A 25,169-nucleotide genomic window follows, 5' to 3' on the forward strand; every position below is an offset into this window, starting at 1 on the left:
CTTCTTGCGCCGAGCCGCCGTTCTCCCGTCGCTCCGAGAGCGCCACTCCGAGAGCGCCAACTTCCGAAGGAACACGGTCAGATGAACTCCACCAGCACCCGGAGAAGCTCCCGGAGAAGCACCCGAAGGTTCGCCCGTGCCGCCGTCGCGGGTCTCGCACTCACAGGCCTGCTCTCCGCCTGCGGCGGATCCGGCTCCGGCGGCTCCAAGTCGGCCTCGGGTCCGGTCACCCTCCCCTTCTGGGGCTGGGCCAACGGACAGGAGGCGGTCGTCAAGGCCTTCAACGCCTCCCACAAGGACGTCCAGCTCAAGTACACGAAGGTCACCGACCAGCTGACCATGCAGAAGCAGCTGACCAACGCGGTCAAGGCGGGCAACGCGCCCTGCCTGGTGCAGAACACGGCCGAGTACGTGACCAGTTGGGTCTCGCAGGGCGCTCTCGCCGACATCACCCGGTACGTCGCGGCCGACAAGGGCAAGTTCAACTCGGGTTCCTGGTCCGCCGCGCAGGTGCAGGGCAGGGTCTACGGCGTGCCCACCAGCTCGGCGCCCAACTTCACCATCTACCGCACCGACATCTTCGCCAAGTACGGGCTGAAGCCGCCCGCCACCTGGGACGAGTTCATCGCCGCGGGCAAGATGCTGAACAAGCACGGCGTCAAGATCACCAACTATGCCGGTGAGGACCCCAGCACCCTGGAGGTGCTCGCCATGCAGGCCGGGGCGCACTGGTATGCGATCGACGGCAACTCCTGGAAGGTGGACTTCCAGGACGCCGGCACCCTCAAGGCCGCGAAGGTGATCCAGGAGATCATCGACAACGACCTCGACTCCAAGCTGTCGTTCGCCGACTACGCGGCCGTGCAGCGCAATTACGACAACGGCGGCACCGCCACCCGGCAGATCTCCACCTGGCAGATGGCCGGCATGGTGCAGAACTTCACCAAGTCCTTCGGCAAGTGGGCGGTGTCCCCCTGGCCGGCGTTCACCGGGGAGGGAGGCAAGACCCCGGCCGGCACCAACCTGACCGGCAGCGTGACCCTGGTGACCAAGCAGTGCCAGAACCAGCAGCAGGCCGCCGAGGCCGCGCTGTGGATGTCCACCGACGCCGACGCGGTCAAGACGATGGCGAGCCCGACGACGGGCAACGGCGTGATGCCCGCGCTCGCCGACAGCGGCGGTTACGTCGACGAGGCGATCTCGCCCAAGCTGCTCGGCAAGAACTACGACCCGGCGAAGAAGGTCGTGACCGACAGCCTGAACACGGTCACCACCGACTGGACCTTCGGCCCCGACTGGACCGCGATGTTCACCGAACTCCAGAGCGGCTGGGCGAAGGTGGTCAGCAAGCAGCAGAAGGTCACCGACCTGCTCGCGCACATGCAGGAGTGGACGGTCAAGGACCTGAAGTCCCGCGGCATCAGCGTCAAGGGCTGAGGCGGTTCGATGGTCCGCTCCCAGCGCTGGAAGGGCGCCGCGTTCACGGTGCCCTTCCAGCTCGGTTTCGTCTTCCTGTACCTGATCCCGATCGGGTACGCGGTGTACCAGTCGCTCTTCCGTGAGCAGCAGTCGGGGCTCGGGCTCGGCGGTGCCACCCAGAAGTTCTCGGGCCTCGCCAACTACCGGCAGGGGCTGACCGATTCGGCGTTCCTGGACTCCGTGCTGCGGGTGGTGGTGTTCGCCTGTGTGCAGATCCCGGTGATGCTGCTGGTCAGCCTGGTGCTGGCGCTGTTCCTGGACGCGCTGTCCTCGCGGGTGGCGGGCCGGTTCCGGCTCCTGCTGCTGGTCCCGTACATGATCCCGGGGGTGGTCGCGGCCATCGTGTGGATCAACCTCTACAGCCCGGACGTGGGCCCGCTGACCCCGCTGGGCAGGGTGTTCGGGCTGTCCTGGAACTTCTTCGCGCCGTCGATGGTCTGGCCGTCCATCGGCAATCTGCTGACCTGGCACGGCATCGGCTACAACATGGTGATCATCTACTCGGCGCTGCAGGGCGTGCCGCGTGAGCTGTTCGAGGCGGCCCGGCTGGACGGCGCATCCGAGCCGCGGATCGCGCTGAGCATCAAAGTGCCGTACGTGCGCGGCGCGTTGGTGCTGACCGGCATGCTGTCGATCATCCAGATGCTGCAGATCTTCAACGAGCCGGCGCTGTTCAGGAACGTCACGCCGCAGACGGTCGGTGACAGCTTCGCGCCGATCATGGTCATCTACAACCAGGCGTTCAACGCGGGCAACTACCACTACGCGGCGGCTCTTTCGGTACTGCTCGCGCTGATCCTCGGTGTCGCCTCCTTCCTCTTCTACCGGCTGACTTCGAGGGAGGCCGACTGATGCTGATGACCGAGGACCGTCCCCGTACGGTCCGCCGGCTCGCCGTGCCCGACCCGGCCGCGCGCTCGCGCGGCGGGCAGCGTTTCCTGCTGGTGGGGCTGGTGCTGGCCTCCGCCTACAGCCTGTTCCCGGTGTGGTGGCTGATCGTCGCCGCCACCAAGGACCGTACGGGGCTGTACCAGAGCAACGGCCTGTGGTTCTCCGGCATGCACCTGTGGGACAACCTGCACCAGCTGTTCACCTACGAGGACGGCATCTTCCTGCGCTGGACGGCCAACTCGTTCCTGTACGCCGGTGTGGGCTCCCTCGGTGGCACGCTGATCGCGCTGGCCACCGGTTACGGGCTGGCCCGGTTCGACTTCCCGGGCCGGGGGGTGGTGTTCGCGTGCGTGGTCGGGTCGTTCCTGGTCCCGATCGCGCTGCTGACCCTGCCGCTGTATCTGCTGTTCTCGAAGATCGGCCTGGTGGACACGCCGTGGGCGATGCTGGTGCCCTGTCTGGTCAACCCGTTCAGCGTGTATCTGGCCAAGGTGTACACCGAGGCCACGGTCCCCTTCGAACTGCTGGAGGCGGCCCGTATCGACGGGGCGGGCGAGCTGCGGATCTTCTTCCAGATCGTGCTGCGGATGATGACCACGGGTGGCGCGACGGTCTTCCTGCTCGCCTTCGTCAACACCTGGAACGCCTTCTTCCTGCCCCTGACCGTGCTGCGCGGCGAGCGCGACTGGACGCTCAACCTGGGCCTGTACAACTGGAGCGGAAAGCGCCTGGAGTCCGGCGTCGACCTGACGAGCCTGGTGCTCACCGGCGCCCTGCTGTCGATCGTGCCGATGGCGGTCATGATGGTCGCGATGCGCCGCTACTGGCGTACCGGGGTCACCCTGGGGGCGCTGAAGTGACGGTACTGCGCAATCCGGTGATCCGCGGTTTCGCCCCGGATCCCTCGCTGGTCAGGGTGGGTGACTGGTACTACCTGGCGACCAGTTCGTTCGAGTGGTTCCCGACGATTCCGTTGTACCGCTCCCGGGACCTGGCGCACTGGGAGTACGCGGGCCATGTGCGGGGCGCGGCCCCGGGCGGCTCGCTGGCCGGGGTCCCGGACTCCGGTGGGATCTGGGCGCCCTCGCTGAGCTGGGACGGCGAGCGGTTCTGGGTGGTGTACTCGGTGGTGCGCTCGGTCGGTACGGCGTACTTCGACCTGGACACGTACGTCAGTACCGCCACGGACATCGGCGGCGAGTGGACCACTCCGCGCCGGCTGCCGGGCCACGGCTTCGATCCCGCCCTCTACCACGAGGCGGGCCGGCTCTGGCTGCTGAACCTCCAGAACGACCACCGCCCGGGCGGGCGGCGTTTCGCCGGGATCGTGGCGACGGAGCTGGACCGCGACGGCCTCTCCCCCGTCGGCGGCACGCACTTGCTGCTGCAGCACGACCGGCTGATCGAGGGGCCCAAGCTGCTGAAACGGGAGGGCTGGTACGTGCTGGTCCTCGCGGAGGGCGGCACCGGGTTCGAGCACGGGGTGCGGGTGGCTCGCGCCCGCGCGCTCACCGGCCCGTACGAGCTCGACGACCGGCCGCTGCTGACGGCGCGGGACGAACCGGCGCACCCGTTGCAGAAGGCGGGGCACGCCGAGCTGGTCGAGACGCCGGAAGGGGAGTGGTTCCTGAGCCATCTGACGGCACGTCCGCTCAGCACACCGGAGGGTCCGCGCTGCCCGCTCGGCAGGGAGACCGCGATCCAGGCGGTGACCTGGGACGAGGACGGGTGGCCGCGGTTGCGGCACGGCGGGTGGGGGCCCGCGGTGGAGGTGGCCGTGCCGGAGGTTTCCGGCGACGGTGAGCGGGGTGGGGCGGAGTTCCCCTGGCTCACCCTGCGCGCCCCCGCCGACCCCGCGTGGCTGGACACCGCGTCCCGTCCCGGCTGGATCCGGCTGCGCGGGCGGCACGGGCCGGAATCGCTGTGGGAGCACAGTCTGCTCGCCCGGCGGATCACCGAGCACCGCGCGGAGGCAGAGGTCACCGTCGAGGCGAGGCCGTCCAGTTTCACCCAGGCTGCCGGACTGCTGCTCTGGTACAGCACCGCGGCCTACTTCGCCCTGGACCTGACCTGGGCGGAACCCGAGGGCGAGGCGCAGCGCGGGCAGCAGTGGCGGGGCGCGGGGCGGACCGTGCTCAGCCTGGTCGTGCGGGACGAGGACGAGACGCGGCAGGTGGCCGTGGTGGAGGTGGGGGTGGATGCGCCGCAGACTGTCGGGGTGACGGTGGACGGTGCCGAAGCCCGGTTCTGGTATGTCGCCGCCGGTGACGGCCGGGTCCGTGTGCCGGTCGGTCCGGCGCTGGACTTCGGCCGGCTGTCCGACGACCACGGCTCCCGGCTGCGTTTCACCGGTGTCACGGCCGCGATCCACGCCGTGGATCTGGTGGACGCGTCCTTCACCGCGGATTTCACCGGGTTCCGGCTCATGTGTACGCCCGACCGACCGGTCCCGCTGTTCGAGGTTTCGAAAGTTCCACGCGCTGTGATCCCGTGAATTCCCATGTCTTCCCGCCGTGTTGACGCGCACCTATCGTAGGAAGCGCTTTCTGCCCGGTCGGATGCCCGGGATCCGGAAGCAGCGGTGGTCGCAACTTTCGGAGGCCCTCGGGCGGGCTGGGAAGGCGGGTTGACGATGGTCCGTACGGGGAGCACGAGCGTGACGGCCGGTCCGACACTGGCTGTCGTGGCGCGCGAGGCGGGGGTGTCGGTGCCGACCGCGTCCAAGGTGGTCAACGGGCGCGAGGACGTGGCGCCGGAGACCCGCCGCCGGGTCACCGAGGCGCTGGACCGGCTGGGTTACGTCCGCAGACCCCGCTTCGACCAGGGCAAGACGCCCGGCCTGGTCGACCTCGTGGTGCACTCGCTGGACAGCTCCTGCTCGGGCGCGGTGCTGCACGGCGTGGAGGAGGCGGCGCACGAGGCGGGCCTGGAGGTGGTGGTCTCCGCCGGGCTGAGCCGGACCCGGGGCGGGCGGCCGGAGCGGGGCTGGCTGGACAAGCTCACCGCGCGCGGCTCCTCCGGGGTGCTGTTCAACCTGGCCGAGCTGTCCCCTTCGCAGTACGCCTGGCTCGACCAGCACCGTATTCCGTACGTGATGATCGACCCGGTGCACGAACCCCCGCCGGGCGTGGTCTCGGTGGGAGCGCAGAACTGGCAGGGCGGGGTGTCGGCGACCGAGCACCTGCTGGGGCTGGGCCACGAGCGCGTCGCCGTGATCGCGGGACACCGGCGCCGGATGTGCAGCAGCGCCCGGGTGGCCGGCTACCGCTCGGCGCTGGCGGCGGCGGGGGTGCGGCAGCGCGCCGAGTACATCCGCCACACGGGCTTCGACGAGGCCTCCGCGCGTCTGCACACGCATGAGCTGCTGGATCTGCCCGAGCCGCCGACGGCCCTGTTCGTCTGCTCGGACCGGATGGCGCTCGGGGTGTACGCGGCGCTCGGCGAGCGAGGAGTGCGGGTGCCGGACGAGATCAGCGTGGTCGGTTTCGACGACCTTCCCGAGGCCCGCTGGATCACCCCGCCGCTGACCACGGTCCGCCAGCCGCTGTCGGAGGTGGCGGCGACGGCCCTGAGGCTGCTGGTGCGGATGATGCACGGCGAGCGCCCGGAGGGAACGCGCACCGAGCTGTCCACCCGGCTGGTACGGCGGGCGAGCACGGCCCCGCCGCCCGCCCGTCCGGGAGCACGCTCGTGACCTCGTTCGGCCAGGGTCGTTCCCCGAGCGCCGGGCGGCGTCGGAGGTGGCCGGGCGCCTCCCGCACGGGGTGCCCGGCCGCCTCGTACCTCGCGACGCGGTCAGTCGCGGTCAGTCGTCGTCCTGGTGCGGGGCGCCGGTGAGGGCCTGCATCAGGTCGACGGCGCTGCCGTCGTGATCACTGCCGGCGGTGCCGCTGCCGGTCGAGATGTTGTTGGTGCGGTCGACCTCGACGATGGAGTCCGCCCGCGAGTTGTCGATGACGGTGACCAGGCTGCCGCCGTTCGCGGCGGCGGGCCCGGCGGCGGCCCCGAGAACCGCCGCCGCGAGCACCGTCGCCGTACGCATCCTGGGAACGGCACGGCTCACACGCCCACGCCCTCGGGGGCGGGCCGGTTGCCCGCGATGTTCCGCTCCAGGAGACGGGTGGCGGCCTTGACGCCGATCCCGCTGGTGGCATCCACCTCGGGCAGCCGTCCGTCGGCCGCCTTCAGGCCGCCCAGCGCGGAGTCCATCGCCTCGTGCGCGGCGAACAGGCAGGGGGTGCTGTAGATCGCGACGTCCACGCCGAGGTCGGACAGCTCGCTCAGCGACAGGCGCGGGGACTTGCCGCCGGCGATCTGGTTGAACAGCAGCGGCTTGTCGCCGACGACCTCGCGGATCCTGCGGATCCACGCCACGCTGCGCACCCCGTCGACCAGGATGACGTCGGCGTCGGTGGCGGCCAGCCGCTCGGCCCGGTGCAGGATGTCGTGCTCGTCGGTCGCGTCCGTGCGGGCGACCACCACCAGGTCCTTGCGGGTGGCGAGGACCTTCTGGAGCTTCTCCAGGTACTCGTCCAGCGGCAGCACCTGCTTGCCGTCGGCGTGCCCGCAGCGGCGGGGCCGCTTCTGGTCCTCGAGGATCACACCCGAGGCGCCGATCCGCTCCAGGCCCTCGACGACGTGACAGGCGACCTCCGGATCCACGTAGCCGTCGTCGATGTCGACCAGCAGATGGTGGTGCGGGAACGCGCCCCGCAGCCGCTGGACGAACGCGACCATGTCCGGCCAGGCGATGAACCCGATGTCCGGCAGCCCGTAGTACGAGGCCGCGAAGCCGAAGCCCGAGACGAACATCCCGTCGTAGTGCTTGGCCGCGATCGACGCTGAGTACATGTCATAGACGCCGATCAGTGGGGTGGTCCCCGGCCCGGCGATCCGCTCGCGCAGCTTCTTCCCGTGAGTCAAGGTCCGGCTCCTCATGTGGGTGGGTGGCGCGGCCGCCGAGAGCGGCGCCGCGTCGCGACAGCCCTTTACCAAGACAAGAGCTTCTCTAGATATTCACGTGGGATGAACTGTAGGAGACCTTTACTCACTCCGATGGAGCATCCGGTTCACCGCAGAAACGTCACGCGACCGGTCCTGGGCATGTCCGATTCGTTCAAGACCGGCCGGCCGGGCCCTTCCTACCGTGATCGCATGACTCCACGATGCGCAGTGATCGGCGTGGTGGCCTCCGACCTGGCCGCCTCGCTCGCCTTCTACCGCCGGCTCGGGCTCGTCTTCCCCGACGGCGCCGAGGACCAGCCCCACGTCGAGGCCGAGCTGCCCGGCGGGCTGACCCTCGCCCTGGACACCGAGGACACCGTCCGCTCCTTCCACCCCGGCTGGCGGCCGCCGGCCGGCGGGGGCCGCGTCTCGCTCGCCTTCCGGTGCGGGACGCCCGCCGACGTCGACGCCGTGTACGAGGACCTGGTGGGCGCCGGGTACCACGGGGAGCTCAAACCGTGGGACGCCTTCTGGGGGCAGCGGTACGCGACCGTGCACGACCCGGACGGCAACGGCGTCGACCTGTTCGCGCCGCTACCGACGGCCCAGTAGCTCCCCGAGCGTCGCCCCCGCCAGTTCGCGCACCTCCCGGGCCAGGTGCGGCTGGTCGGCGTATCCGGCCCGGACCGCGGTCTCGGCGAACGGCACCCCGGTGCGGGCGAGCGCGAGCGCCCGCTGCAGCCGCAGCACCCGGGCCAGCGTCTTGGGACCGTAGCCGAAGGCGCTCAGGCAGCGGCGGTGCAACTGGCGTGCGCCGAGACCGAGTCCGTCGGCCGTGGCGGCGACCGGGCGGCCCGCGTCCAGCGCCGCGACGAGCAGCCCGAGCAGCGGGTCCGGCGGGCCCGCCGCGGCCGCCCGCTCCAGCGCGATGTCCTCCAGGGCCGTCGCGGGTTCCGGCGCCGCCTCGACGCGGGCGCGCAGGCGCCGTACCTCGGCGGCGGGCCACAGATCGGCCAGTTCCACGCGACGGTCGAGCAGTTCACGGGCCGGTACGCCGAGGAAGCCGGGCGCGGTGCCGGGGCGGAAGCGGACGCCCGCCCAGCGGCGGGCCGGGCCGCCGGGGACGTACGCGCGCGTGTCGGGCCCCGCGACCAGCAGGCGTCCCTCGCTCCACAGCAGGTCCATGCAGCCGTCGGGCAGCACCGGCCGCACCGCGGGATCCTCCAGGGTGCGGCGCCACACCACCGCGCCGCTCAGCCGGGACACCCGCTCCTGGTACACGCCCGCCAGGCTACGCCGACGGCGCCCCACGGGATCCGCGCGTCACGCCCGGATCGCCGGGACCCCCCCTGATCCCGGGGACGCCTGCCCCGTTCACTCCTGCGGGCGTTCCGCGTCGCCCCCCGCCTTGTGGTGCGCGTTGTGCCGGCCCTTCACGTTGTGCTGGCTCTTCACATGGCCACGCAGGCGTGCCGTCACGTCCTCCGGGGGCAGGAAGCGGGACCAGCGTTCGGGGAACTCGGAGGGCATGTCGGGGTCGTCGGGATCATCAGGGTCCGCCTCGCGGGCCGCGGCGGCACGGGCGACGTACTCGGCGACCTGGACCTCGCGCAGCCGCTCCTGGGCGGCACGGGCGGCGGACGTGGCAGCCGCCGGCCAGACCCGGTCGATGGCCGCGTTCACGGCGGCCCCGACCAGCACGGCGAACGCGGACACACCGATCCACAACAGGACCGCGACGGCCGCGGCGAGCGAGCCGTAGATCGTGGCGCCCTCGATGGTGTGGGTGAGGTAGATGCGCAGCAGGAAGCTGCCCAGGACCCACATGGCCAGCGCGACCAGGGCGCCGGGCACGTCCTCGATCCACGGCGAACGGACGGGCACGGACACGTGGTAGAGCGTGGTGAGGAAGGCGATCGACAGAATGATCACCACCGGCCAGTACAGGACCTGCACCAGCGTCTCCGACCACGGCACGATCCGCACCACCGCGTCCGGCCCCGCCACCATCAGCGGCAGCGCCACCGAGCCGATCAGCAGCGCCACGATGAACAGCAGGAAGGCCATGATCCGGGTCCGCACGATGCCCCGGACCCCGTCCAGGCCGTACATCACGGTGATCGTGTCGATGAAGACGTTCACCGCGCGGGAGCCCGACCACAGGGCGAACACGAAGCCGATGGAGATGACGTCCGGGCGGCCGCCCTTCATCACATCGTGCAGGATGGGCTCGGCGATCTCCTTGACGCCCTTGTCGGACAGGACGGTCCGGGATGCCTCCAGGAGGTTGTTCTCCAGGGACTGGATGGTGTCGGCGCCGGTCCAGGCGTCGACGTAGCCGAGCAGCCCGATCAGGCTCAGCAGCAGCGGCGGCACGGACAGCAGCGTGAAGAACGCCGCCTCGGCCGCCAGACCCAGGATGCGGTACTCCATGCACGAGTTGACGGTGTCCTTCAGCAGCAGCCACGCGGTCCTGCGCTTGGAGACGTTCCGGTAGAGGGCTCTGGCCCGGTGGAGCCGGCCGCCGGGCCGCTCGGGGGGTTCACTTGCTGGCTGCACGACCTAAAGGTATCCGCCGGGGCCGACCCGACTCATCTCGCGGGCGGCGGTGCGGACGGCTGTGCGGGCAGCGGTACGGACGGCGGCTCGGACAGCGGCTCGGGGCGACGGCTCTGGAGGCCCCCGGCCGCTGGCGCCCCGCGGCCCGGCCTGTGTCACTCTGGGGCCATCACCGCCGTCGCCCCGGGTAGGTTCGCTGACATGGCAGGCACCAGCACGCACTCCGTGACGAACCAGCCGCCGCCGCTGGTCGAGTACGACCTTTTCAGCGCGGACCGGGCCCTGGCCGAGGCGGTCGAGCGGCACACCGACCCCGGCCTGATCGACGACGTACGCGACGAGCTGTCCGGGCTCGGCAAGACCTCGGGCTCGGCGCAGGTGCAGGAATGGGGGGTGCTGGCCAACGAGAACCCGCCCAGACTGCACACCCACGACCGCTACGGCCACCGCATCGACGAGGTCGAGTTCCACCCGGCCTGGCACCGGCTGCTCGGCAAGGGCGTCTCGGCGGGGCTGACCACCGCCTGGGTGCGCCCCGCCGGGCACGTGCGGCGGGCGGCCGGCTTCCTGATCTGGTCCCAGGTCGAGGCGGGCAACGGCTGCCCGCTGTCCATGACCCACGCCGCGGTGCCCGCGCTGCGCACCGACCCGGAACTCGCCGCCGAGTGGGAGCCCCGGCTGACCTCCACGGTCTACGACCGTGAGCTCAGGCCCGCCCGCCTCAAGGCCGGGGCGGTCTTCGGGATGGGCATGACCGAGAAGCAGGGCGGCAGCGACGTACGGGCGAACACCACCACGGCGACTCCGCTGGCCGAGGCCGGCGCGTACACGCTGACCGGGCACAAGTGGTTCTGCTCGGCGCCGATGTCAGACGGCTTCCTCGTACTGGCGCAGGCCCCGGGCGGGCTGACCTGCTTCCTGGTGCCCCGGGTCCTCGAGGACGGCACCCGCAACGTCTTCCTCATCCAGCGGCTCAAGGACAAGCTGGGCAACCGGTCGAACGCCTCCAGCGAGGTCGAGTTCGACGGGACCTGGGCGCGCCGGGTCGGCGAGGAGGGGCGCGGGGTGCGGACCATCATCGAGATGGTCGCCGCGACCCGGCTGGACTGCGTGCTGGGCTCGGCGGGGCTGATGCGGCAGGCGGTGGCGCAGGCCGTGCACCACTGCGCCCACCGGGAGGCCTTCGGCGGCAAGCTGATCGACAAGCCGCTGATGCGCAACGTCCTCGCGGACCTGGCGCTGGAGTCCGAGGCGGCCACCGCGCTGGCGATGCGGCTCGCGGCGGCCTACGACGACGGCGGCGAGCGGGAGCGGGCGCTGCTGCGGCTGGCGGTGCCCGCCGCCAAGTACTGGGTGACCAAGCGGTGTACGCCGGTGGTGGTGGAGGCCGCGGAGTGCCTGGGCGGCAACGGCTACGTCGAGGAGTGGGGCATGCCGCGGCTGGTGCGCGAGTCGCCGCTCAACTCCATCTGGGAGGGCGCGGGCAATGTGCAGGCACTGGACGTGCTGCGGGCGCTGCAACGCGAGCAGGGCACGCTCGACGCCTATCTGATCGAGGTCGGCCGGGCGCGCGGCGCCGACCACCGGCTGGACGCGGCGGTGAAGAACCTGCTGTCCGAACTCGGCGAGCTGGAGGGCGTGGAGGGGCGCGCCCGGCGGCTCGTGGAGCGGCTGGCGCTGGTCCTCCAGGGGTCGCTGCTGGTGCGGTTCGCGCCACCCGAGGTCGCCGACGCGTTCTGCGCCTCCCGGCTGGGCGGCGACTGGGGCTCAGCCCTCGGCACCCTGCCGTACGGACTGAATCTCGCCTCCGTGGTGGAGCGGGCGCGCCCGGTGTCCTGAGGGCGTCGGGCGGCCGGAAGCCGTCGCGGCGGTCCCTGATGCGGGGGTGGTGCTGCGCCGACACGGCACCACCCCCGCCCACGGCCCGTTACAGGCCACGGCGCCGCCTGGGCGACGCTGCTCAAGTTTCGGCCACCGCCGGGCCGTTCACCAGGGTTGCAAGGGGTTGCAACTTGCCGTTCTCTATGCGCGGACTGTGTGTCCTCGGGGCGCCCTCAACGGGCACCATGGGACGCACGGCCGGACCGGAAACCGCCGTCCGGACCGCTTGACAACCGCTTGCTCGCGCAGCGGTTCCCGTACCTGTCCGCGTATCTGGCTCCGCGCCAGTCTCCGTACCCGCCCCCGGGAGGACTCCGTGGCCGACTCGCCGCTGGACGTGGCGCGGCTCGCCGCCATGGACGTGTCGCGGGCGGCCCGGGTGCTCAGCGAGGTGCGCGCGGCGGCGCTCGCGGGCCGGCGCACCCCCCTCGCGCCCCGCCCGGTGATCGAGCAGTCCTGGGGGCGCATGCTGCGCGGCGGCGTCGATCCCGACCGCGGTTCCCAGGGCGGGCTGCTGTCCCCCGAGGAAGTGCGGCGCAGGCGCGAGGAGTCGCCGCTCGGGCAGGTCCTGCCGGTGCTGCGGCAGGGGCTGTTGTCGGTCGCGGACGTCGCCCGGCACATCATGGTGGTCGCCGACGCCGACGGGCGGGTGCTGTGGCGCGAGGGCAGTGCGGCCGTGCTGCGCAAGGCCGACGGGCTGGGCCTGGAGGTGGGCGCCGACTGGCGGGAGGACGTCGTCGGCACCAACGGCGTGGGCACCTCGGCGGTGGTGCGCCGGCCCGTCCAGGTCTTCGCCGGGGAGCACTTCGTCCGTGCGCACACCTCCTGGACCTGCACCGGCGCCCCGGTCACCGACCCCCGGGACGGCCGACTGCTGGGTGTGGTGGACATCAGCGGCCCGCTGGAGACGATGCACCCCGCGACGCTGGCCTGGGTGGACTCGGTGGCCAAGCTCGCCGAGGCCCGCCTGAGGGAGCTGCATCTGACCTCGCTGGAGCGGCTGCGGGCCGAGGCGGCGCCGGTGCTGGCCCGGGTCGGCGGGCGGGCGGTCGTGGTGGACCGGGACGGGTGGACGGCCGCGGTGACCGGGCTGCCGTACAGCCCGCGCGTGGGGCTGCCCACGGCGCTGTCGGCGGGCCGCCGGTGGCTGCCCGTGCTCGGCCTGTGCTCGGTGGAGCCGCTGGCCGGGGGCTGGCTGGTGCGCGCGTCCGACCAGCCGGCGCCGGGCGCCGCCCGGATCGTGCTGGACCTCACCCAGCCGCGCCGCTGGACGGTGACGGTCTTGGGGCAGGCGGGCTCCTGGTCGCGGGAACTGAGTCCCCGGCATGCCGAGCTGCTGTACCTGCTGGCACTGCGGCGCACCGGCCGCAGCGCCGCGGACCTGGCCGCGGACATGTTCGGCGATCCGTCCCGCACGGTGACGGTGCGGGCCGAGATGTCGCGGGTGCGGCGGTACCTGGGGGCGTTCCTGCAACACCGGCCGTATCGTTTCTGCGATGAGGCGGAGGTCGAGGTGCTCCTGCCCGAGGACCCGCACGAGCTGCTGCCCCACTCGACGGCGCCGGCCGTGATCACAGGCCGGACATCGTCACCCACGGCCTGAAAAGCGGCAAACTGCACCCCCATTTGGCATATTCGACGCATCGGGGGGTGCATCTTCCGCATATTTGCGAGGTCTTCGACCTGAGCCGCCCTCGACTGCCGTAGCATCCAGCTACGGGCCTCCCCACCTGCTCCTCGGTCAACGCAAGGACCATCAGGCGCAGTTGGCCCGCCTCGGGAGGACACATGAAGCAACGCGGCAGACACCGTCGACGCAGACGGGGCGCGGCGCTGCGCGCGGTCCTGGCCGGGACCGCCCTCGCGCTCACCGCGGCGGCCACCCTGATCAGCGCCTCGCAGGCGACGGTCGCCGATGACCCGGGTGCCCTGAAGCCGCTGGCCTCCTCCGCCAGGACCGGCGTACTGCGGCTCCAGGAGCGCATGACGCCGGCCCGTTCGCTCGACCGGCTCGCCAAGGACATGGGCCGCCCGGTCGGTGTCGGCGCGGTCCTCGAGAGCGCCGACCGCACCCTGCGCGAGGCCGCCGACTGCACCTCCGAGGAGCGCAAGTCGCTGCCCGTCACCCCGGCGGCCACGGCGGCGTACTGCTGGGACCCGGCAGACACCACGGGCACCGCCGGCACCGACTGGCGGCCGGCCTCGGTGACCACGTCCGCGGACGCGGACGACGACGGCACATGGGGTGCCCACCGCGTGGTCCTCGCGGGCTGGACGCACAGCACGACGGCCGGGCCGGCCACCGAGCGGGGCCTGGCCCGGGTCGCCTTCGTCGACGCCGACGACCCCCGCCACCCGGTCTACCGCTGGGTGCTGCTGGTCGTCCCGGACGACGCGGGCCGCGACTACCGGGGCCTGACCTCACCCGTCTCCGGCATGGTCTGGTACCAGGACAAGCTGCTCGTCACCGCCGGCACGGGCGCGGCCGAGGCGCTCTACGTCTACGACGTGAACCGCATCCAGCGCACCACCGTCGACGGCCCCGCGGTCGGCCGGGTGCCCGAGGGCTGGTCGGCGGACGGCTACGACTTCGTGATGCCGGCGGTGGGCTCCTACCGCTTCCCGGCCGGACACTGCTCCGCCGCTCAGAGCGGCACCCCGTGCCCGGGCAGTCTCTCCCTGGACCGGGGTTCGGCACCCGACAGCCTGGTCGTCAGCGAACAGACCCCCGCCGGCGCCGACCGGGACGCCCGCCTGTGGCGGTACGCCTTCAGCGTGGAGCCGGCCCGCGGCGGCCTGCTCGCCGCGGACCCGCTGGGCCGGGTGGACGCGGTCGAGGCGTACCGGACGGGGGCGGCCGGCATCCGGGGCGTGCTGTCGTACCGTCAGGCCGGCTCGGCGCGGTCCACCTGGTACGTCGGGCACCCGCCCGGGGACCTGGACGGCCACGGCACGCTCTGGCGCCAGGACACCGACGGCGCGAAGGCAGCGCACTGCGGCTCGGACGACACGCACCACTGCTGGGCCGAGGACGCCGGGTCCCTGTCCTACGCGCAGGCGACGGGCGAGGTGTGGTCGGTCACGGACCGCATGCTGTTCTCCCTGCCGCTGGCCTCCATCGACAGGTCCCTGGGATAGATGATTTTCTGACCTCCATGAGCAGCGTCATGGTCACCACCTGGTCCCTGGAGCAGACGTCCCCGGCCGACCTCCTCCCGGCCGCCGCCCCCGCCGACGGTGTACGGATCGTCCGCTCCGAGGTCCCCTCCCCCGAGTTCAGCCGCTTCCTGTACGCCTCGGTCGGCGGCGACATCCGCTGGACCGACCGGCTGACCTGGAGCTACGACCGGTGGCGGGAGTTCCTGGACCGGCCCGGCGTGGAGACGTGGGTCGCCTACGACCGGGGCACCCCGGCCGGGTACGTGGAGCTGGAGCCGCAGGACGAGGGGGTCGTGGAGATCGCCTACTTCGGGCTGATCCCCGCCTTCCGCGGCCGGCGCATCGGCGGTCATCTGCTGGCCCAGGGCACGGCACGGGCGTGGGACCTCGCCGACCGGTGGACCGGCCGGGCGCCGACGAAGCGGGTGTGGCTGCACACATGCAGCAAGGACGGCGAGTTCGCCATGGACAACTACCTGAGGCGCGGCTTCCGGCTCTTCGACACCAAGGTGGAGGAGGAGCGGGAGGTACCGGCGCCGGGGCCCTGGCCGGGGGCGTAGCGCCCTCTTGCACATGACACAGATCACAGCGTCCACCATTCGAGACATGCGTGTCCAATATGCGGATCACGGTGGACTGCCCGGAGATCCGCATGACACGCTTCCGTCATGTCTGGAACTGGGATTGCCTTGGTGAGTCGGCGGCACGTCGACCTCGGCCGCATGTCCAGCGCCATCTGTCGGGCGAGCTGACCGCTCCAGCGACGCCGACAGTCCTGACTTCCCTCTCCCCCTGCGCAACGACGCGCACGTATGCCCGTATGCACCCGTACGCGCCCATACGCGCAGGTCAGAGCCGCTTTCCGCCTGTCCCGAAGGACGTAAACCACCATGGCCGCCACCCCTCAGAACCCTGCCGCCTCCGCGCCCCGCCGCAAGGTGAGCCGTCACCGCGGTGAGGGTCAGTGGGCCGTGGGTCACTTCACCCCGCTCAACGGCAACGAACAGGTCAAGAAGGACGATGACGGTCTCAATGTGCGGACACGCATTGAGACGATCTACTCCAAGCGGGGCTTCGACTCGATCGACCCCAGCGACCTGCGTGGGCGTATGCGCTGGTGGGGGCTGTACACCCAGCGCAAGCCCGGGATCGACGGCGGCAAGACCGCGATCCTGGAGCCGGAGGAGCTGGACGACGAGTACTTCATGCTGCGCGTCCGCATCGACGGCGGGGCGCTGACCACCCGGCAGCTGCGGGTCATCGGCGAGATCTCGCAGGAGTTCGCGCGCGGCACCGCGGACATCACCGACCGGCAGAACGTCCAGTACCACTGGATCCGGATCGAGGACGTGCCCGCGATCTGGGACCGCCTGGAGGGCGTGGGCCTGTCGACGGTCACCGCCTGCGGCGACACCCCCCGTGTGATGATCGGCTCCCCGGTGGCGGGCATCGCCGAGGACGAGATCATCGACGGCACCCCCGCGCTGGAGGAGATGAAGCGCCGGGTCCTGAACAACAAGGCGTATTCGAACCTCCCGCGGAAGTTCAAGACGGCCATCTCCGGGTCGCCGGTGCTGGACGTGGTGCACGAGATCAACGACGTCGCCTTCGTCGGTGTGCGCCACCCCGAGCACGGCCCCGGCTTCGACGTGTGGGTCGGCGGCGGTCTGTCCACCAACCCCAAGCTCGGTGTGCGGCTCGGTGCCTGGGTGCCGATCGACGAGGTCCCGGACGTCTACGAGGGCGTCGTGTCGATCTTCCGTGACTACGGCTACCGCCGGCTGCGCAACCGGGCCCGCCTGAAGTTCCTCGTCGCCGACTGGGGCCCGGAGAAGTTCCGGCAGGTGCTTCAGGACGAGTACCTGGGCGGGCGCAAGCTGGTCGACGGGCCCGCTCCCGAGCAGCCCGTGCAGCAGTGGCGCGACCACATCGGCGTGCACCGGCAGAAGGACGGCCGGTTCTACGTCGGTTTCGCCCCGCGCGTGGGACGCGTCGACGGCGCCACGCTCACGAAGATCGCCGATCTCGCCGAGGCCCATGGCTCGGGCCGGGTGCGCACCACCGTCGAGCAGAAGATGATCGTCCTCGACGTCGCGGAGGACCAGGTCGACTCGCTGGTCGAGGGCCTGGAGGCGCTGGACCTCAGCGCCAAGCCGTCCCCGTTCCGGCGCGGCACCATGGCCTGCACCGGTATCGAGTTCTGCAAGCTCGCCATCGTCGAGACCAAGCAGCGCGGTTCGCAGCTGATCGACGAACTCGAGCGCCGGATCCCGGACTTCGACGAGCCGATCACCATCAACCTCAACGGCTGCCCCAACGCCTGCGCCCGTATCCAGACGGCGGACATCGGTCTCAAGGGCCAGCTGGTCCTGGACGAGGCCGGCAACCAGGTCGAGGGTTACCAGGTGCACCTCGGCGGCGCGCTGGGCCTCGAGCCCGGCTTCGGCCGCAAGGTGCGCGGTCTGAAGATCACCGCGGAGGAGCTCCCCGACTACATCGAGCGCGTCCTGGGGCGCTTCCAGGCCGAGCGCGAGGACGGCGAGCGGTTCGCCGTCTGGGCGGCCCGTGCCAGCGAGGAGGCCCTCTCATGAGCGAGCGGGCCGCCCCCTTCTACTGCCCCTACTGCGGCGACGAGGACCTGCGTCCCAGCGAGCAGGGTCACGGCGCCTGGGAATGCGCGGCATGCAACCGCGCATTCCAGCTGAAGTTCCTCGGGCTGCTGGCCCGGGGGCTTCAGCGAGCCGACAACGGAGGGGATGACCGGACATGACGACGGCTCAGGAAGAACGTTCCACCGACGAACTGAAGGCACTCGCCGAGCAGGCCGGCCGTGACCTGGAGGACGCCTCCGCGCTGGAGATCCTCCAGTGGGCGGTGGACACCTTCGGCAAGGGCTTCTGCGTCACGTCCTCCATGGAGGACGCGGTGGTCGCCCATCTGGCGTCCCGTGTCCACAAGGGCGTGGACGTCGTGTTCCTCGACACCGGCTACCACTTCCCGGAGACCATCGGCACCCGCGACGCGGTCGAGGCCGTGATGGACGTCAACGTCATCACCCTCACCCCGAAGCAGACGGTCGCCGAGCAGGACGCCGAGTACGGACCCAGGCTGCACGACCGCGACCCCGACCTGTGCTGCAAGCTCCGCAAGGTCCAGCCCCTGGAGGAGGGCCTCAAGGGCTACCGGGCCTGGGCCACCGGCCTGCGCCGCGACGAGTCCCCGACCCGGGCGAACACCCCGGTCATCGGCTGGGACGACAAGCGCCAGAAGGTGAAGGTCTCCCCCATCGCCCGCTGGACGCAGGACGACGTGGAGGCCTACGTCGCCGAACACGGCGTACTGACCAACCCGCTGCTGATGGACGGCTACCCCTCCATCGGCTGCGCCCCCTGCACCCGCCGGGTGCTCGAGGGCGAGGACGCGCGCGCGGGCCGCTGGGCGGGCCGCAACAAGACCGAGTGCGGGCTGCACGGCTGACCATGACACAGACATTGGAGAACCACGTGACGACCGGAGCCACCGTCTGGCTCACGGGCCTGCCGAGTGCCGGCAAGACCACCATCGCCCATGAACTGGCGGGCCGGCTGCGCGAGGAGGGCCACCTCGTCGAGGTGCTCGACGGCGACGAGATCCGCGAGTTCATCTCGGCGGGCCTCGGCTTCAGCCGCGAGGACCGGCACACCAACGTGCAGCGCATCGGCTTCGTCGCCGAACTGCTGGCCCGCAACGGCGTCAAGGCTCTGGTACCGGTCATCGCGCCGTACGCCGACAGCCGGGACGCGGTACGCAAGCGGCACCAGGAGAACGGCACGGCGTACCTGGAGGTGCACGTGGCGACCCCGGTCGAGGTGTGCTCGGTACGCGATGTGAAGGGGCTGTACGCCAAGCAGGCCGCGGGCGAGCTGACGGGACTCACGGGCGTCGACGACCCCTACGAGGAGCCCGAGTCGCCCGACCTGCGCATCGAGTCGCAGCACCAGAGCGTGCCGGAGTCCGCGGCCTCCGTGTACGCCCTGCTCAGCGAAAGGGGACTGGCATGACGACCACGGTGAAGGCCGAGGGGGGCATCGACAGCCCGTACGCCCTCAGCCACCTGGACGCGCTGGAGTCCGAGGCGGTGCACATCTTCCGCGAGGTGGCGGGCGAGTTCGAGAAGCCGGTGATCCTCTTCTCCGGCGGCAAGGACTCCATCCTCATGCTGCACCTCGCGCTGAAGGCGTTCGCACCGGCCCGCGTGCCGTTCTCGCTGCTGCACGTGGACACCGGCCACAACTTCCCCGAGGTACTGGAGTACCGCGACCGCACGGTCGAGAAGCACGGGCTGCGCCTCCATGTGGCCTCCGTACAGGAGTACATCGACCGCGGTGCGCTCAAGGAGCGCCCCGACGGCACCCGCAACCCGCTGCAGACGGTGCCGCTGACGGAGAAGATCCAGAGCGAGCGGTTCGACGCCGTCTTCGGCGGCGGGCGCCGGGACGAGGAGAAGGCCCGGGCGAAGGAACGGGTGTTCTCGCTGCGCGACGAGTTCTCCCAGTGGGACCCGCGCCGGCAGCGGCCCGAGCTGTGGAACCTCTACAACGGCCGGCACGCCCCCGGCGAGCACGTCCGTGTCTTCCCGCTCAGCAACTGGACCGAACTCGACGTCTGGCAGTACATCGCCCGCGAGGGCATCGAGCTGCCCGAGATCTACTTCGCGCACGAGCGCGAGGTGTTCCAGCGGGGTGGCATGTGGCTGACCGGCGGCGAGTGGGGCGGCCCCAAGGACGGCGAGACCGTCGAGAAGCGGCTGGTCCGCTACCGCACCGTCGGTGACATGTCCTGCACGGGTGCCGTGGACTCCGACGCCACGACGCTGGACGCCGTCATCGCCGAGATCGCCGCGTCCCGGCTGACCGAGCGCGGCGCCACCCGCGCCGACGACAAGATGTCCGAGGCCGCGATGGAAGACCGCAAGCGCGAGGGGTACTTCTAAGCATGAGCACGACGACGACCGAGGCACTCTCGGCCACCACCCTGCTGCGGTTCGCCACCGCGGGCTCCGTCGACGACGGCAAGTCCACCCTCGTCGGCCGCCTGCTGCACGACTCCAAGTCGGTCCTCACCGACCAGCTGGAGGCCGTCGAGCACGCCTCCCGCAGCCGCGGCAAGGACGCACCCGACCTCGCCCTCCTCACCGACGGGCTGCGCGCCGAGCGCGAGCAGGGCATCACCATCGACGTGGCCTACCGCTACTTCGCCACGCCCAAGCGCCGCTTCATCCTCGCCGACACCCCCGGCCATGTGCAGTACACCCGCAACATGGTCACCGGCGCCTCCACCGCCGAACTGACGGTGATCCTCGTCGACGCCCGCAACGGCGTCGTCGAGCAGACCCGCCGCCATGCCGCGATCGCCGCCCTCCTGCGCGTCCCGCACGTGGTCCTCGCCGTCAACAAGATGGACCTCGTCGACTACCAGGAGTCCGTGTTCGCCGCGATCGCCGAGGAGTTCACGGCGTACGCGCTCGAACTGGGCGTCCCGGAGATCACCGCGATCCCGATCTCGGCGCTGGCCGGCGACAACGTGGTGGACCCGTCCGCGAACATGGACTGGTACGGCGGGCCGACCTTCCTGGAGCACCTGGAGACGGTCCCGGTCAGCCACGACCTGAGCCACTGCCACGCGCGGCTGCCCGTGCAGTACGTGATCCGGCCGCAGACGGCCGACCACCCGGACTACCGGGGCTACGCGGGCCAGATCGCCGCCGGTTCGTTCCGCGTCGGCGAGGCGGTGACGGTGCTGCCGTCCGGCCGTACGTCGAAGATCTCCGGCATCGACCTGCTGGGCGAGCCGGTCGACGTCGCCTGGACCACCCAGTCGGTGACGATCCTCCTGGAGGACGACATCGACATCTCGCGCGGCGACCTGCTCGTGCCGACCAAGGACGCCCCGGCGACCACCCAGGACATCGAGGCCACGGTCTGCCACGTCGCCGACGCCCCGCTGACCGTCGGCCACCGGGTGCTGCTCAAGCACGGCACCCGCACGGTCAAGGCGATCGTCAAGGACATCCCGTCCCGGCTCACGCTCGCCGACCTGTCCCTGCACCCGCACCCGGGGCACCTCGTCGCCAACGACATCGGCCGGGTGAAGATCCGCACCGCCGAGCCGCTGCCGGTCGACTCCTACTCCGACTCGCGCCGCACCGGCTCCTTCATCCTGATCGACCCCAACGACGGCACCACGCTCACCGCGGGCATGGTGGGCGAGTCGTTCGCGTCCCCCGAGCCGGTCAAGGACGAGTCCGACGACGACGGCTGGGACTTCTGAACATGACGACGACCGACGTCTACTCGACGTTCGCGAAGGAGGGCGGCCGCATCGGCAGCGGCGCTCTCGGGAGCGGGCAGGGCGGAGTGGCGCGATGTGTGCGCTGACGTACGCGCACCGCTTGCGCGCCCCGTCCCCCCACCCGACGTCCCGGAAGCGACGAAGACCTGCCGACCTCCCGGCCACGACCTGAGAGACCGTGACCGCCGGGCCTCCGAGAGGAAAGCCTCCCGTGCCTGTCAACCGCTCAACGCTTCTTCGCCGCGGCATCGCCGTGGTCGCCGCACTCCCCCTGCTCACCCTCGCAGCCTGCGGCTACGGCTCCAAGTCCGAGGACAACGCCGCCAACCAGAAGGTCGCCGCCGGCGCCAAGAAGATCGACGGCCTCGACTCCGTCAAGATCGGCTACTTCGGCAACCTGACCCACGCGACCGCGCTGGTCGGCCGTGAGCAGGGCATCTTCCAGAAGGAGCTCGGCGCCACCAAGGCCTCGTACGCGACCTTCAACGCCGGCCCGTCCGAGATCGAGGCGCTCAACTCCGGCTCCATCGACATCGGCTGGATCGGCCCCTCCCCGGCGATCAACGGCTACACCAAGTCCAACGGCAAGAGCCTGAAGATCATCGGCGGTTCGGCGTCCGGCGGCGTGAAGCTGGTCGTGAACCCGAAGAAGATCAAGTCTCTGAAGGACGTCAAGGGCAAGAAGATAGCGACGCCCCAGCTCGGCAACACGCAGGACGTGGCGTTCCTCAACTGGATCGCCGACCAGGGCTGGAAGGTCGACGCGCAGAGCGGCAAGGGTGACGTCACGGTCGTCCGCAGCGACAACAAGGTGACCCCGGACGCCTTCAAGGCCGGGTCCGTCGACGGCGCCTGGGTGCCGGAGCCGACCGCGTCCAAGCTGGTCGCCGAGGGCGGCAAGACGATCCTCGACGAGTCCTCGCTGTGGCCCGACAAGAAGTTCGTGATCACGAACATCATCGTGCGGCAGTCCTTCCTCAAGCAGCACCCGAAGGCCGTCGAGGCCGTGCTGAAGGCCTCGGTCTCGGCCAACAAGTGGATCAACGCCAACCCGGACCAGGCGAAGGCCGCCGCGAACAAGCAACTGGAGTCCGACTCGGGCAAGGCGCTCCCGGCGAACGTCCTGGACCCGGCGTGGAAGTCGATCCAGTTCACCAACGACCCGCTGGCCTCCACCCTGAACACCGAGGCGGAGCACGCGGTCAAGGCCGGGCTGCTGGACAAGCCGAACCTGAAGGGCATCTACGACCTCACGCTCCTCAACAAGGTCCTCAAGGGCGAGGGTGAGAGCGCCGTCGACGCCGCCGGTCTCGGCACCAGCTGACTCAAGTCCCCGATGATTCCCAGGAGGTGACGAACATGGCCACGACCCTTGCCAAGGCCGCGGAGTCCGTCGAGTACGCGGCTCGCCTCGACCACGTATCGAAGTCCTTCGCGACGCCGGGTGGGCAGCAGCTCGTCCTGGACGACATCAGCATCGATGTCGCGCCCGGCGAGTTCGTCACCCTCCTGGGGGCGTCGGGCTGCGGAAAGTCCACACTGCTGAACCTGGTGGCGGGCCTGGACCGGCCTACCACCGGTGACATCACCACGGACGGCCGCCCGGCCCTGATGTTCCAGGAGCACGCCCTCTTCCCGTGGCTGACCGCGGGCAAGAACATCGAACTCGCCCTGAAGCTCAGGGGGGTTCCCAAGCCCGAGCGGCGCGGCAAGGCCGAGGAACTGCTCGAACTGGTCCGGCTGAAGGGCGCGTACGGCAAGCGTGTCCACGAACTGTCGGGCGGTATGCGGCAGCGCGTGGCACTGGCCCGCGCGCTGGCGCAGGAGAGCAACCTGCTGCTGATGGACGAGCCGTTCGCGGCCCTGGACGCCATCACCCGCGACCTGCTGCACGACGAGCTGACCCGGATCTGGGCGGAGACGGGCGTGTCGGTGCTGTTCGTCACGCACAACGTGCGCGAGGCGGTACGGCTCGCGCAGCGCGTGATCCTGCTGTCCTCCCGTCCGGGCCGCATCGCGCGCGAGTGGACGGTCGACATCCCGCAGCCGCGCCGCATCGAGGACGCACCCGTGGCCGAACTGTCCCTTGAGATCACCGATGTACTGCGTGGGGAGATCCGCCGTCATGGCCAGCACTGAGACGACACCGGTCAAGGACTCCGGGAGCGTCGAGGCGGGCCTGGACGCCCTCGAGACGACCGCCGCCGGACGCCCGCCGTTCCGGAAGACCTTCGTCGACAAGATCCTGCCCCCGATCATCGCGATCGCCGTGGTCCTGGTGGTCTGGCAGGGCCTGATATCCCTGAAGATCGTCGACAACCCCAGCAAGCTGCCCGCGCCGTCGGCGGTGGCGCAGGCCTTCAAGAACGACTGGCTCAAGGGCGACCTGCTCGGCTACATCTGGACCAGCGTCTCCCGCGGTCTGCTGGGCTTCTTCTTCGCGCTGCTGATCGGCACCCCGCTGGGGCTGGTGGTGGCGCGGGTGAAGTTCGTGCGCGCGGCCATCGGCCCGATCCTGTCCGGCCTCCAGTCGCTGCCGTCGGTGGCGTGGGTGCCGCCTGCGGTGATCTGGCTGGGCCTGAACAACTCGATGATGTACGCGGTGATCCTGCTGGGCGCGGTCCCCTCGATCGCGAACGGCCTGGTGTCCGGCGTCGACCAGGTGCCACCGCTCTTCCTGCGCGCGGGCCGCACGATGGGCGCGACGGGTCTGAAGGGCGTCTGGCACGTCACCCTGCCGGCGGCGCTGCCCGGGTACGTGGCGGGCATGAAGCAGGGCTGGGCGTTCTCGTGGCGCTCGCTGATGGCCGCGGAGATCATCGCGAACTTCCCCGACCTCGGCGTGGGCCTCGGCCAGCTGCTGGAGAACGCCCGGACCAACAGCGACATGGCCATGGTGTTCGAGGCCATCCTGCTCATCCTGTTCGTCGGCATCGCCATCGACCTGCTGATCTTCAGCCCGCTGGAGCGGTGGGTGCTGCGCAGCCGCGGCCTGCTGGTGAAGAACTGAGCCCCATGCGCCACTCGAAGCCGGTCCTCCTCGTGATCGCCCACGGCAGCCGCGACCCGCGGCACGCCGCGACGGTGCACGCCCTGGTGCGTCGCATACGGTCGCTGCGGCCGGGGCTGCGCGTGGAGACCGGCTTCCTGGACTTCAACGTCCCTTCCGTGCAGGGAGTTCTGGAGTCGCTGGCAGCGGAGGGCATTCGTGACGTGGTAGCCCTCCCGCTACTGCTCACCCGCGCCTTCCACGCGAAGGCCGACATCCCGGCGGTCCTGCGGGACGCGCCGCCGCGGCTGCGGATCCGGCAGGCGGAGGTGCTGGGCCCGTCCCCGCTGCTGCTCTCGGCGCTGGAACGCCGGCTGTACGAGGCGGGGCTGACGCCCGCCGACAAGTCCTCGACCGGGGTCGTGCTGGCCTCGGCGGGATCCACCGACCCGGAGGCGATCGCGGTGATCGCAGAAATCGCGCGGGAGTGGCGGCACACCGGTTGGTGCGCCGTGCGGCCTGCGTTCGCCTCCGCATCCCTTCCGCGTACGGAGGACGCCGTACGGGAGTTGCGCGCGCTGGGCTGCGCGAAGGTCGCGGTCGCCCCGTACGTCCTGGCCCCCGGCTTCCTCCCGGACCGCATCGCGCGGGGCGCGGCGGAGGCGGATGTGCTGGCCGACGTTCTCGGTCCGGCGCCGGAGGTGGCCCGGTTGCTGCTGGAGCGTTACGACGCGGCACGGCACCCGGCGCTGGCGGCTGTGGGCGCGTAGCGCCCGGCGAGCCGGTGTGGCGGGCGCGGATGTCCGCGGTCCGGCGCTCCCCTGTGGCGCCGGTCCGCGGACCACGGGCCGGGGCACGGTTTCCGGCTGTGGCCAACCTTCTTGCCGTGCCCGGCACTTGGTACTGCGTTTCGTGCGGCGGATGTGTCACAGGGGTG

At 71.0% G+C, this 25,169-nt stretch carries 25 protein-coding genes; 21 read left to right on the top strand and 4 right to left on the bottom strand.

Annotation, left to right across the window (positions count from 1 at the left end):
* Positions 1-81 precede the first annotated feature (81 nt).
* The 5 genes from ACH45E_RS24365 to ACH45E_RS24385 all read left to right on the top strand — a co-directional run bounded on the left by ACH45E_RS24365 (position 82) and on the right by ACH45E_RS24385 (position 6,064).
* On the top strand, positions 82-1,437 hold the full coding sequence (locus tag ACH45E_RS24365) for an extracellular solute-binding protein (RefSeq protein ID WP_361451722.1): 1,356 nt from the start codon (positions 82-84) through the stop codon (positions 1,435-1,437).
* A 9-nt stretch (positions 1,438-1,446) separates the two neighbouring features.
* Complete coding sequence (locus ACH45E_RS24370) at positions 1,447-2,331, top strand: sugar ABC transporter permease (RefSeq protein ID WP_361451719.1); 885 nt, start codon at positions 1,447-1,449, stop codon at positions 2,329-2,331.
* The gene (locus tag ACH45E_RS24375) at positions 2,331-3,230 is read left to right on the top strand and encodes a carbohydrate ABC transporter permease (RefSeq protein WP_361451716.1); all 900 of its coding nucleotides are present in this window, start codon (positions 2,331-2,333) and stop codon (positions 3,228-3,230) included. The genes ACH45E_RS24370 and ACH45E_RS24375 overlap by 1 nt, the downstream gene beginning before the upstream one ends.
* Positions 3,227-4,864: a family 43 glycosylhydrolase gene (locus ACH45E_RS24380; RefSeq protein ID WP_361451713.1), complete on the top strand. Its 1,638-nt coding sequence runs from the start codon at positions 3,227-3,229 to the stop codon at positions 4,862-4,864. The genes ACH45E_RS24375 and ACH45E_RS24380 overlap by 4 nt, the downstream gene beginning before the upstream one ends.
* 138 nt (positions 4,865-5,002) lie before the next feature.
* A complete protein-coding gene (locus ACH45E_RS24385; RefSeq protein ID WP_361451710.1) occupies positions 5,003-6,064 on the top strand; it encodes a substrate-binding domain-containing protein in 1,062 nt (353 codons plus the stop codon).
* Between the two features lie 111 nt (positions 6,065-6,175).
* Here the strand turns inward: ACH45E_RS24385 and ACH45E_RS24390 are convergent, their stop codons facing one another.
* Positions 6,176-6,412, bottom strand: coding sequence for a hypothetical protein (locus ACH45E_RS24390; protein WP_361451707.1), 237 nt, complete (start codon positions 6,410-6,412; stop codon positions 6,176-6,178).
* Positions 6,413-6,429: 17 nt separating this feature from the next.
* Positions 6,430-7,293 (bottom strand): isocitrate lyase/PEP mutase family protein, encoded by an 864-nt coding sequence (locus ACH45E_RS24395; RefSeq protein WP_361451704.1) that lies wholly within the window; start codon positions 7,291-7,293, stop codon positions 6,430-6,432.
* A gap of 231 nt (positions 7,294-7,524) precedes the next feature.
* On the opposite strand from ACH45E_RS24395, the gene ACH45E_RS24400 reads away from it, so the two are divergent.
* On the top strand, positions 7,525-7,926 hold the full coding sequence (locus ACH45E_RS24400) for a VOC family protein (RefSeq protein WP_361451701.1): 402 nt from the start codon (positions 7,525-7,527) through the stop codon (positions 7,924-7,926).
* Here the strand turns inward: ACH45E_RS24400 and ACH45E_RS24405 are convergent.
* Both ACH45E_RS24405 and ACH45E_RS24410 read right to left on the bottom strand, forming a co-directional pair.
* The gene (locus ACH45E_RS24405; protein WP_361451698.1) at positions 7,909-8,595 is read right to left on the bottom strand and encodes a helix-turn-helix transcriptional regulator; all 687 of its coding nucleotides are present in this window, start codon (positions 8,593-8,595) and stop codon (positions 7,909-7,911) included. The genes ACH45E_RS24400 and ACH45E_RS24405 overlap by 18 nt on opposite strands.
* A gap of 93 nt (positions 8,596-8,688) precedes the next feature.
* Positions 8,689-9,873, bottom strand: a complete 1,185-nt coding sequence (locus ACH45E_RS24410; RefSeq protein WP_361451695.1) for a YihY/virulence factor BrkB family protein — start codon at positions 9,871-9,873, stop codon at positions 8,689-8,691.
* Between the two features lie 201 nt (positions 9,874-10,074).
* On the opposite strand from ACH45E_RS24410, the gene ACH45E_RS24415 reads away from it, so the two are divergent.
* The 15 genes from ACH45E_RS24415 (at position 10,075) to ACH45E_RS24485 (ending at position 25,002) form a co-directional block, all read left to right on the top strand.
* Positions 10,075-11,712, top strand: a complete 1,638-nt coding sequence (locus tag ACH45E_RS24415) for an acyl-CoA dehydrogenase family protein (protein ID WP_361451692.1) — start codon at positions 10,075-10,077, stop codon at positions 11,710-11,712.
* Between the two features lie 397 nt (positions 11,713-12,109).
* Complete coding sequence (locus ACH45E_RS24420) at positions 12,110-13,357, top strand: GAF domain-containing protein (protein WP_399041464.1); 1,248 nt, start codon at positions 12,110-12,112, stop codon at positions 13,355-13,357.
* A 185-nt stretch (positions 13,358-13,542) separates the two neighbouring features.
* Positions 13,543-14,892, top strand: coding sequence for a hypothetical protein (locus tag ACH45E_RS24425; protein ID WP_361451686.1), 1,350 nt, complete (start codon positions 13,543-13,545; stop codon positions 14,890-14,892).
* 17 nt (positions 14,893-14,909) lie between these two features.
* Entirely contained in the window at positions 14,910-15,473 is a 564-nt protein-coding gene (locus tag ACH45E_RS24430; RefSeq protein ID WP_361451683.1) for a GNAT family N-acetyltransferase, read from the top strand.
* Between the two features lie 108 nt (positions 15,474-15,581).
* On the top strand, positions 15,582-15,665 hold the full coding sequence (locus ACH45E_RS24435; protein ID WP_361451897.1) for a putative leader peptide: 84 nt from the start codon (positions 15,582-15,584) through the stop codon (positions 15,663-15,665).
* A 138-nt stretch (positions 15,666-15,803) separates the two neighbouring features.
* On the top strand, positions 15,804-17,504 hold the full coding sequence (locus tag ACH45E_RS24440) for a nitrite/sulfite reductase (protein ID WP_361451680.1): 1,701 nt from the start codon (positions 15,804-15,806) through the stop codon (positions 17,502-17,504).
* A complete protein-coding gene (locus tag ACH45E_RS24445) occupies positions 17,501-17,683 on the top strand; it encodes a hypothetical protein (RefSeq protein ID WP_361451677.1) in 183 nt (60 codons plus the stop codon). The genes ACH45E_RS24440 and ACH45E_RS24445 overlap by 4 nt, the downstream gene beginning before the upstream one ends.
* Positions 17,680-18,390, top strand: a complete 711-nt coding sequence (locus ACH45E_RS24450; protein ID WP_361451674.1) for a phosphoadenylyl-sulfate reductase — start codon at positions 17,680-17,682, stop codon at positions 18,388-18,390. The genes ACH45E_RS24445 and ACH45E_RS24450 overlap by 4 nt, the downstream gene beginning before the upstream one ends.
* Positions 18,391-18,416: 26 nt before the next feature.
* Positions 18,417-18,953, top strand: a complete 537-nt coding sequence (gene cysC / locus ACH45E_RS24455) for an adenylyl-sulfate kinase (RefSeq protein ID WP_361451671.1) — start codon at positions 18,417-18,419, stop codon at positions 18,951-18,953.
* Entirely contained in the window at positions 18,950-19,885 is a 936-nt protein-coding gene (cysD, locus tag ACH45E_RS24460) for a sulfate adenylyltransferase subunit CysD (RefSeq protein WP_361451668.1), read from the top strand. Before cysC ends, cysD begins: the two co-directional genes overlap by 4 nt.
* Positions 19,886-19,887: 2 nt before the next feature.
* Positions 19,888-21,222: a GTP-binding protein gene (locus ACH45E_RS24465; protein ID WP_361451665.1), complete on the top strand. Its 1,335-nt coding sequence runs from the start codon at positions 19,888-19,890 to the stop codon at positions 21,220-21,222.
* A 232-nt stretch (positions 21,223-21,454) separates the two neighbouring features.
* Entirely contained in the window at positions 21,455-22,567 is a 1,113-nt protein-coding gene (locus tag ACH45E_RS24470; RefSeq protein ID WP_361451662.1) for an aliphatic sulfonate ABC transporter substrate-binding protein, read from the top strand.
* Between the two features lie 35 nt (positions 22,568-22,602).
* Positions 22,603-23,382 carry an ABC transporter ATP-binding protein gene (locus ACH45E_RS24475; RefSeq protein ID WP_361451659.1) on the top strand — a complete coding sequence of 260 codons (780 nt, stop codon included), beginning with the start codon at positions 22,603-22,605 and terminating at the stop codon, positions 23,380-23,382.
* The gene (locus ACH45E_RS24480) at positions 23,369-24,253 is read left to right on the top strand and encodes an ABC transporter permease (RefSeq protein WP_361451656.1); all 885 of its coding nucleotides are present in this window, start codon (positions 23,369-23,371) and stop codon (positions 24,251-24,253) included. Before ACH45E_RS24475 ends, ACH45E_RS24480 begins: the two co-directional genes overlap by 14 nt.
* A gap of 5 nt (positions 24,254-24,258) precedes the next feature.
* The gene (locus tag ACH45E_RS24485) at positions 24,259-25,002 is read left to right on the top strand and encodes a sirohydrochlorin chelatase (protein WP_361451653.1); all 744 of its coding nucleotides are present in this window, start codon (positions 24,259-24,261) and stop codon (positions 25,000-25,002) included.
* Positions 25,003-25,169 lie beyond the last annotated feature (167 nt).

It is taken from the genome of Streptomyces sp. NPDC020299, from assembly GCF_044387825.1.
Lineage (GTDB): Bacteria > Actinomycetota > Actinomycetes > Streptomycetales > Streptomycetaceae > Streptomyces.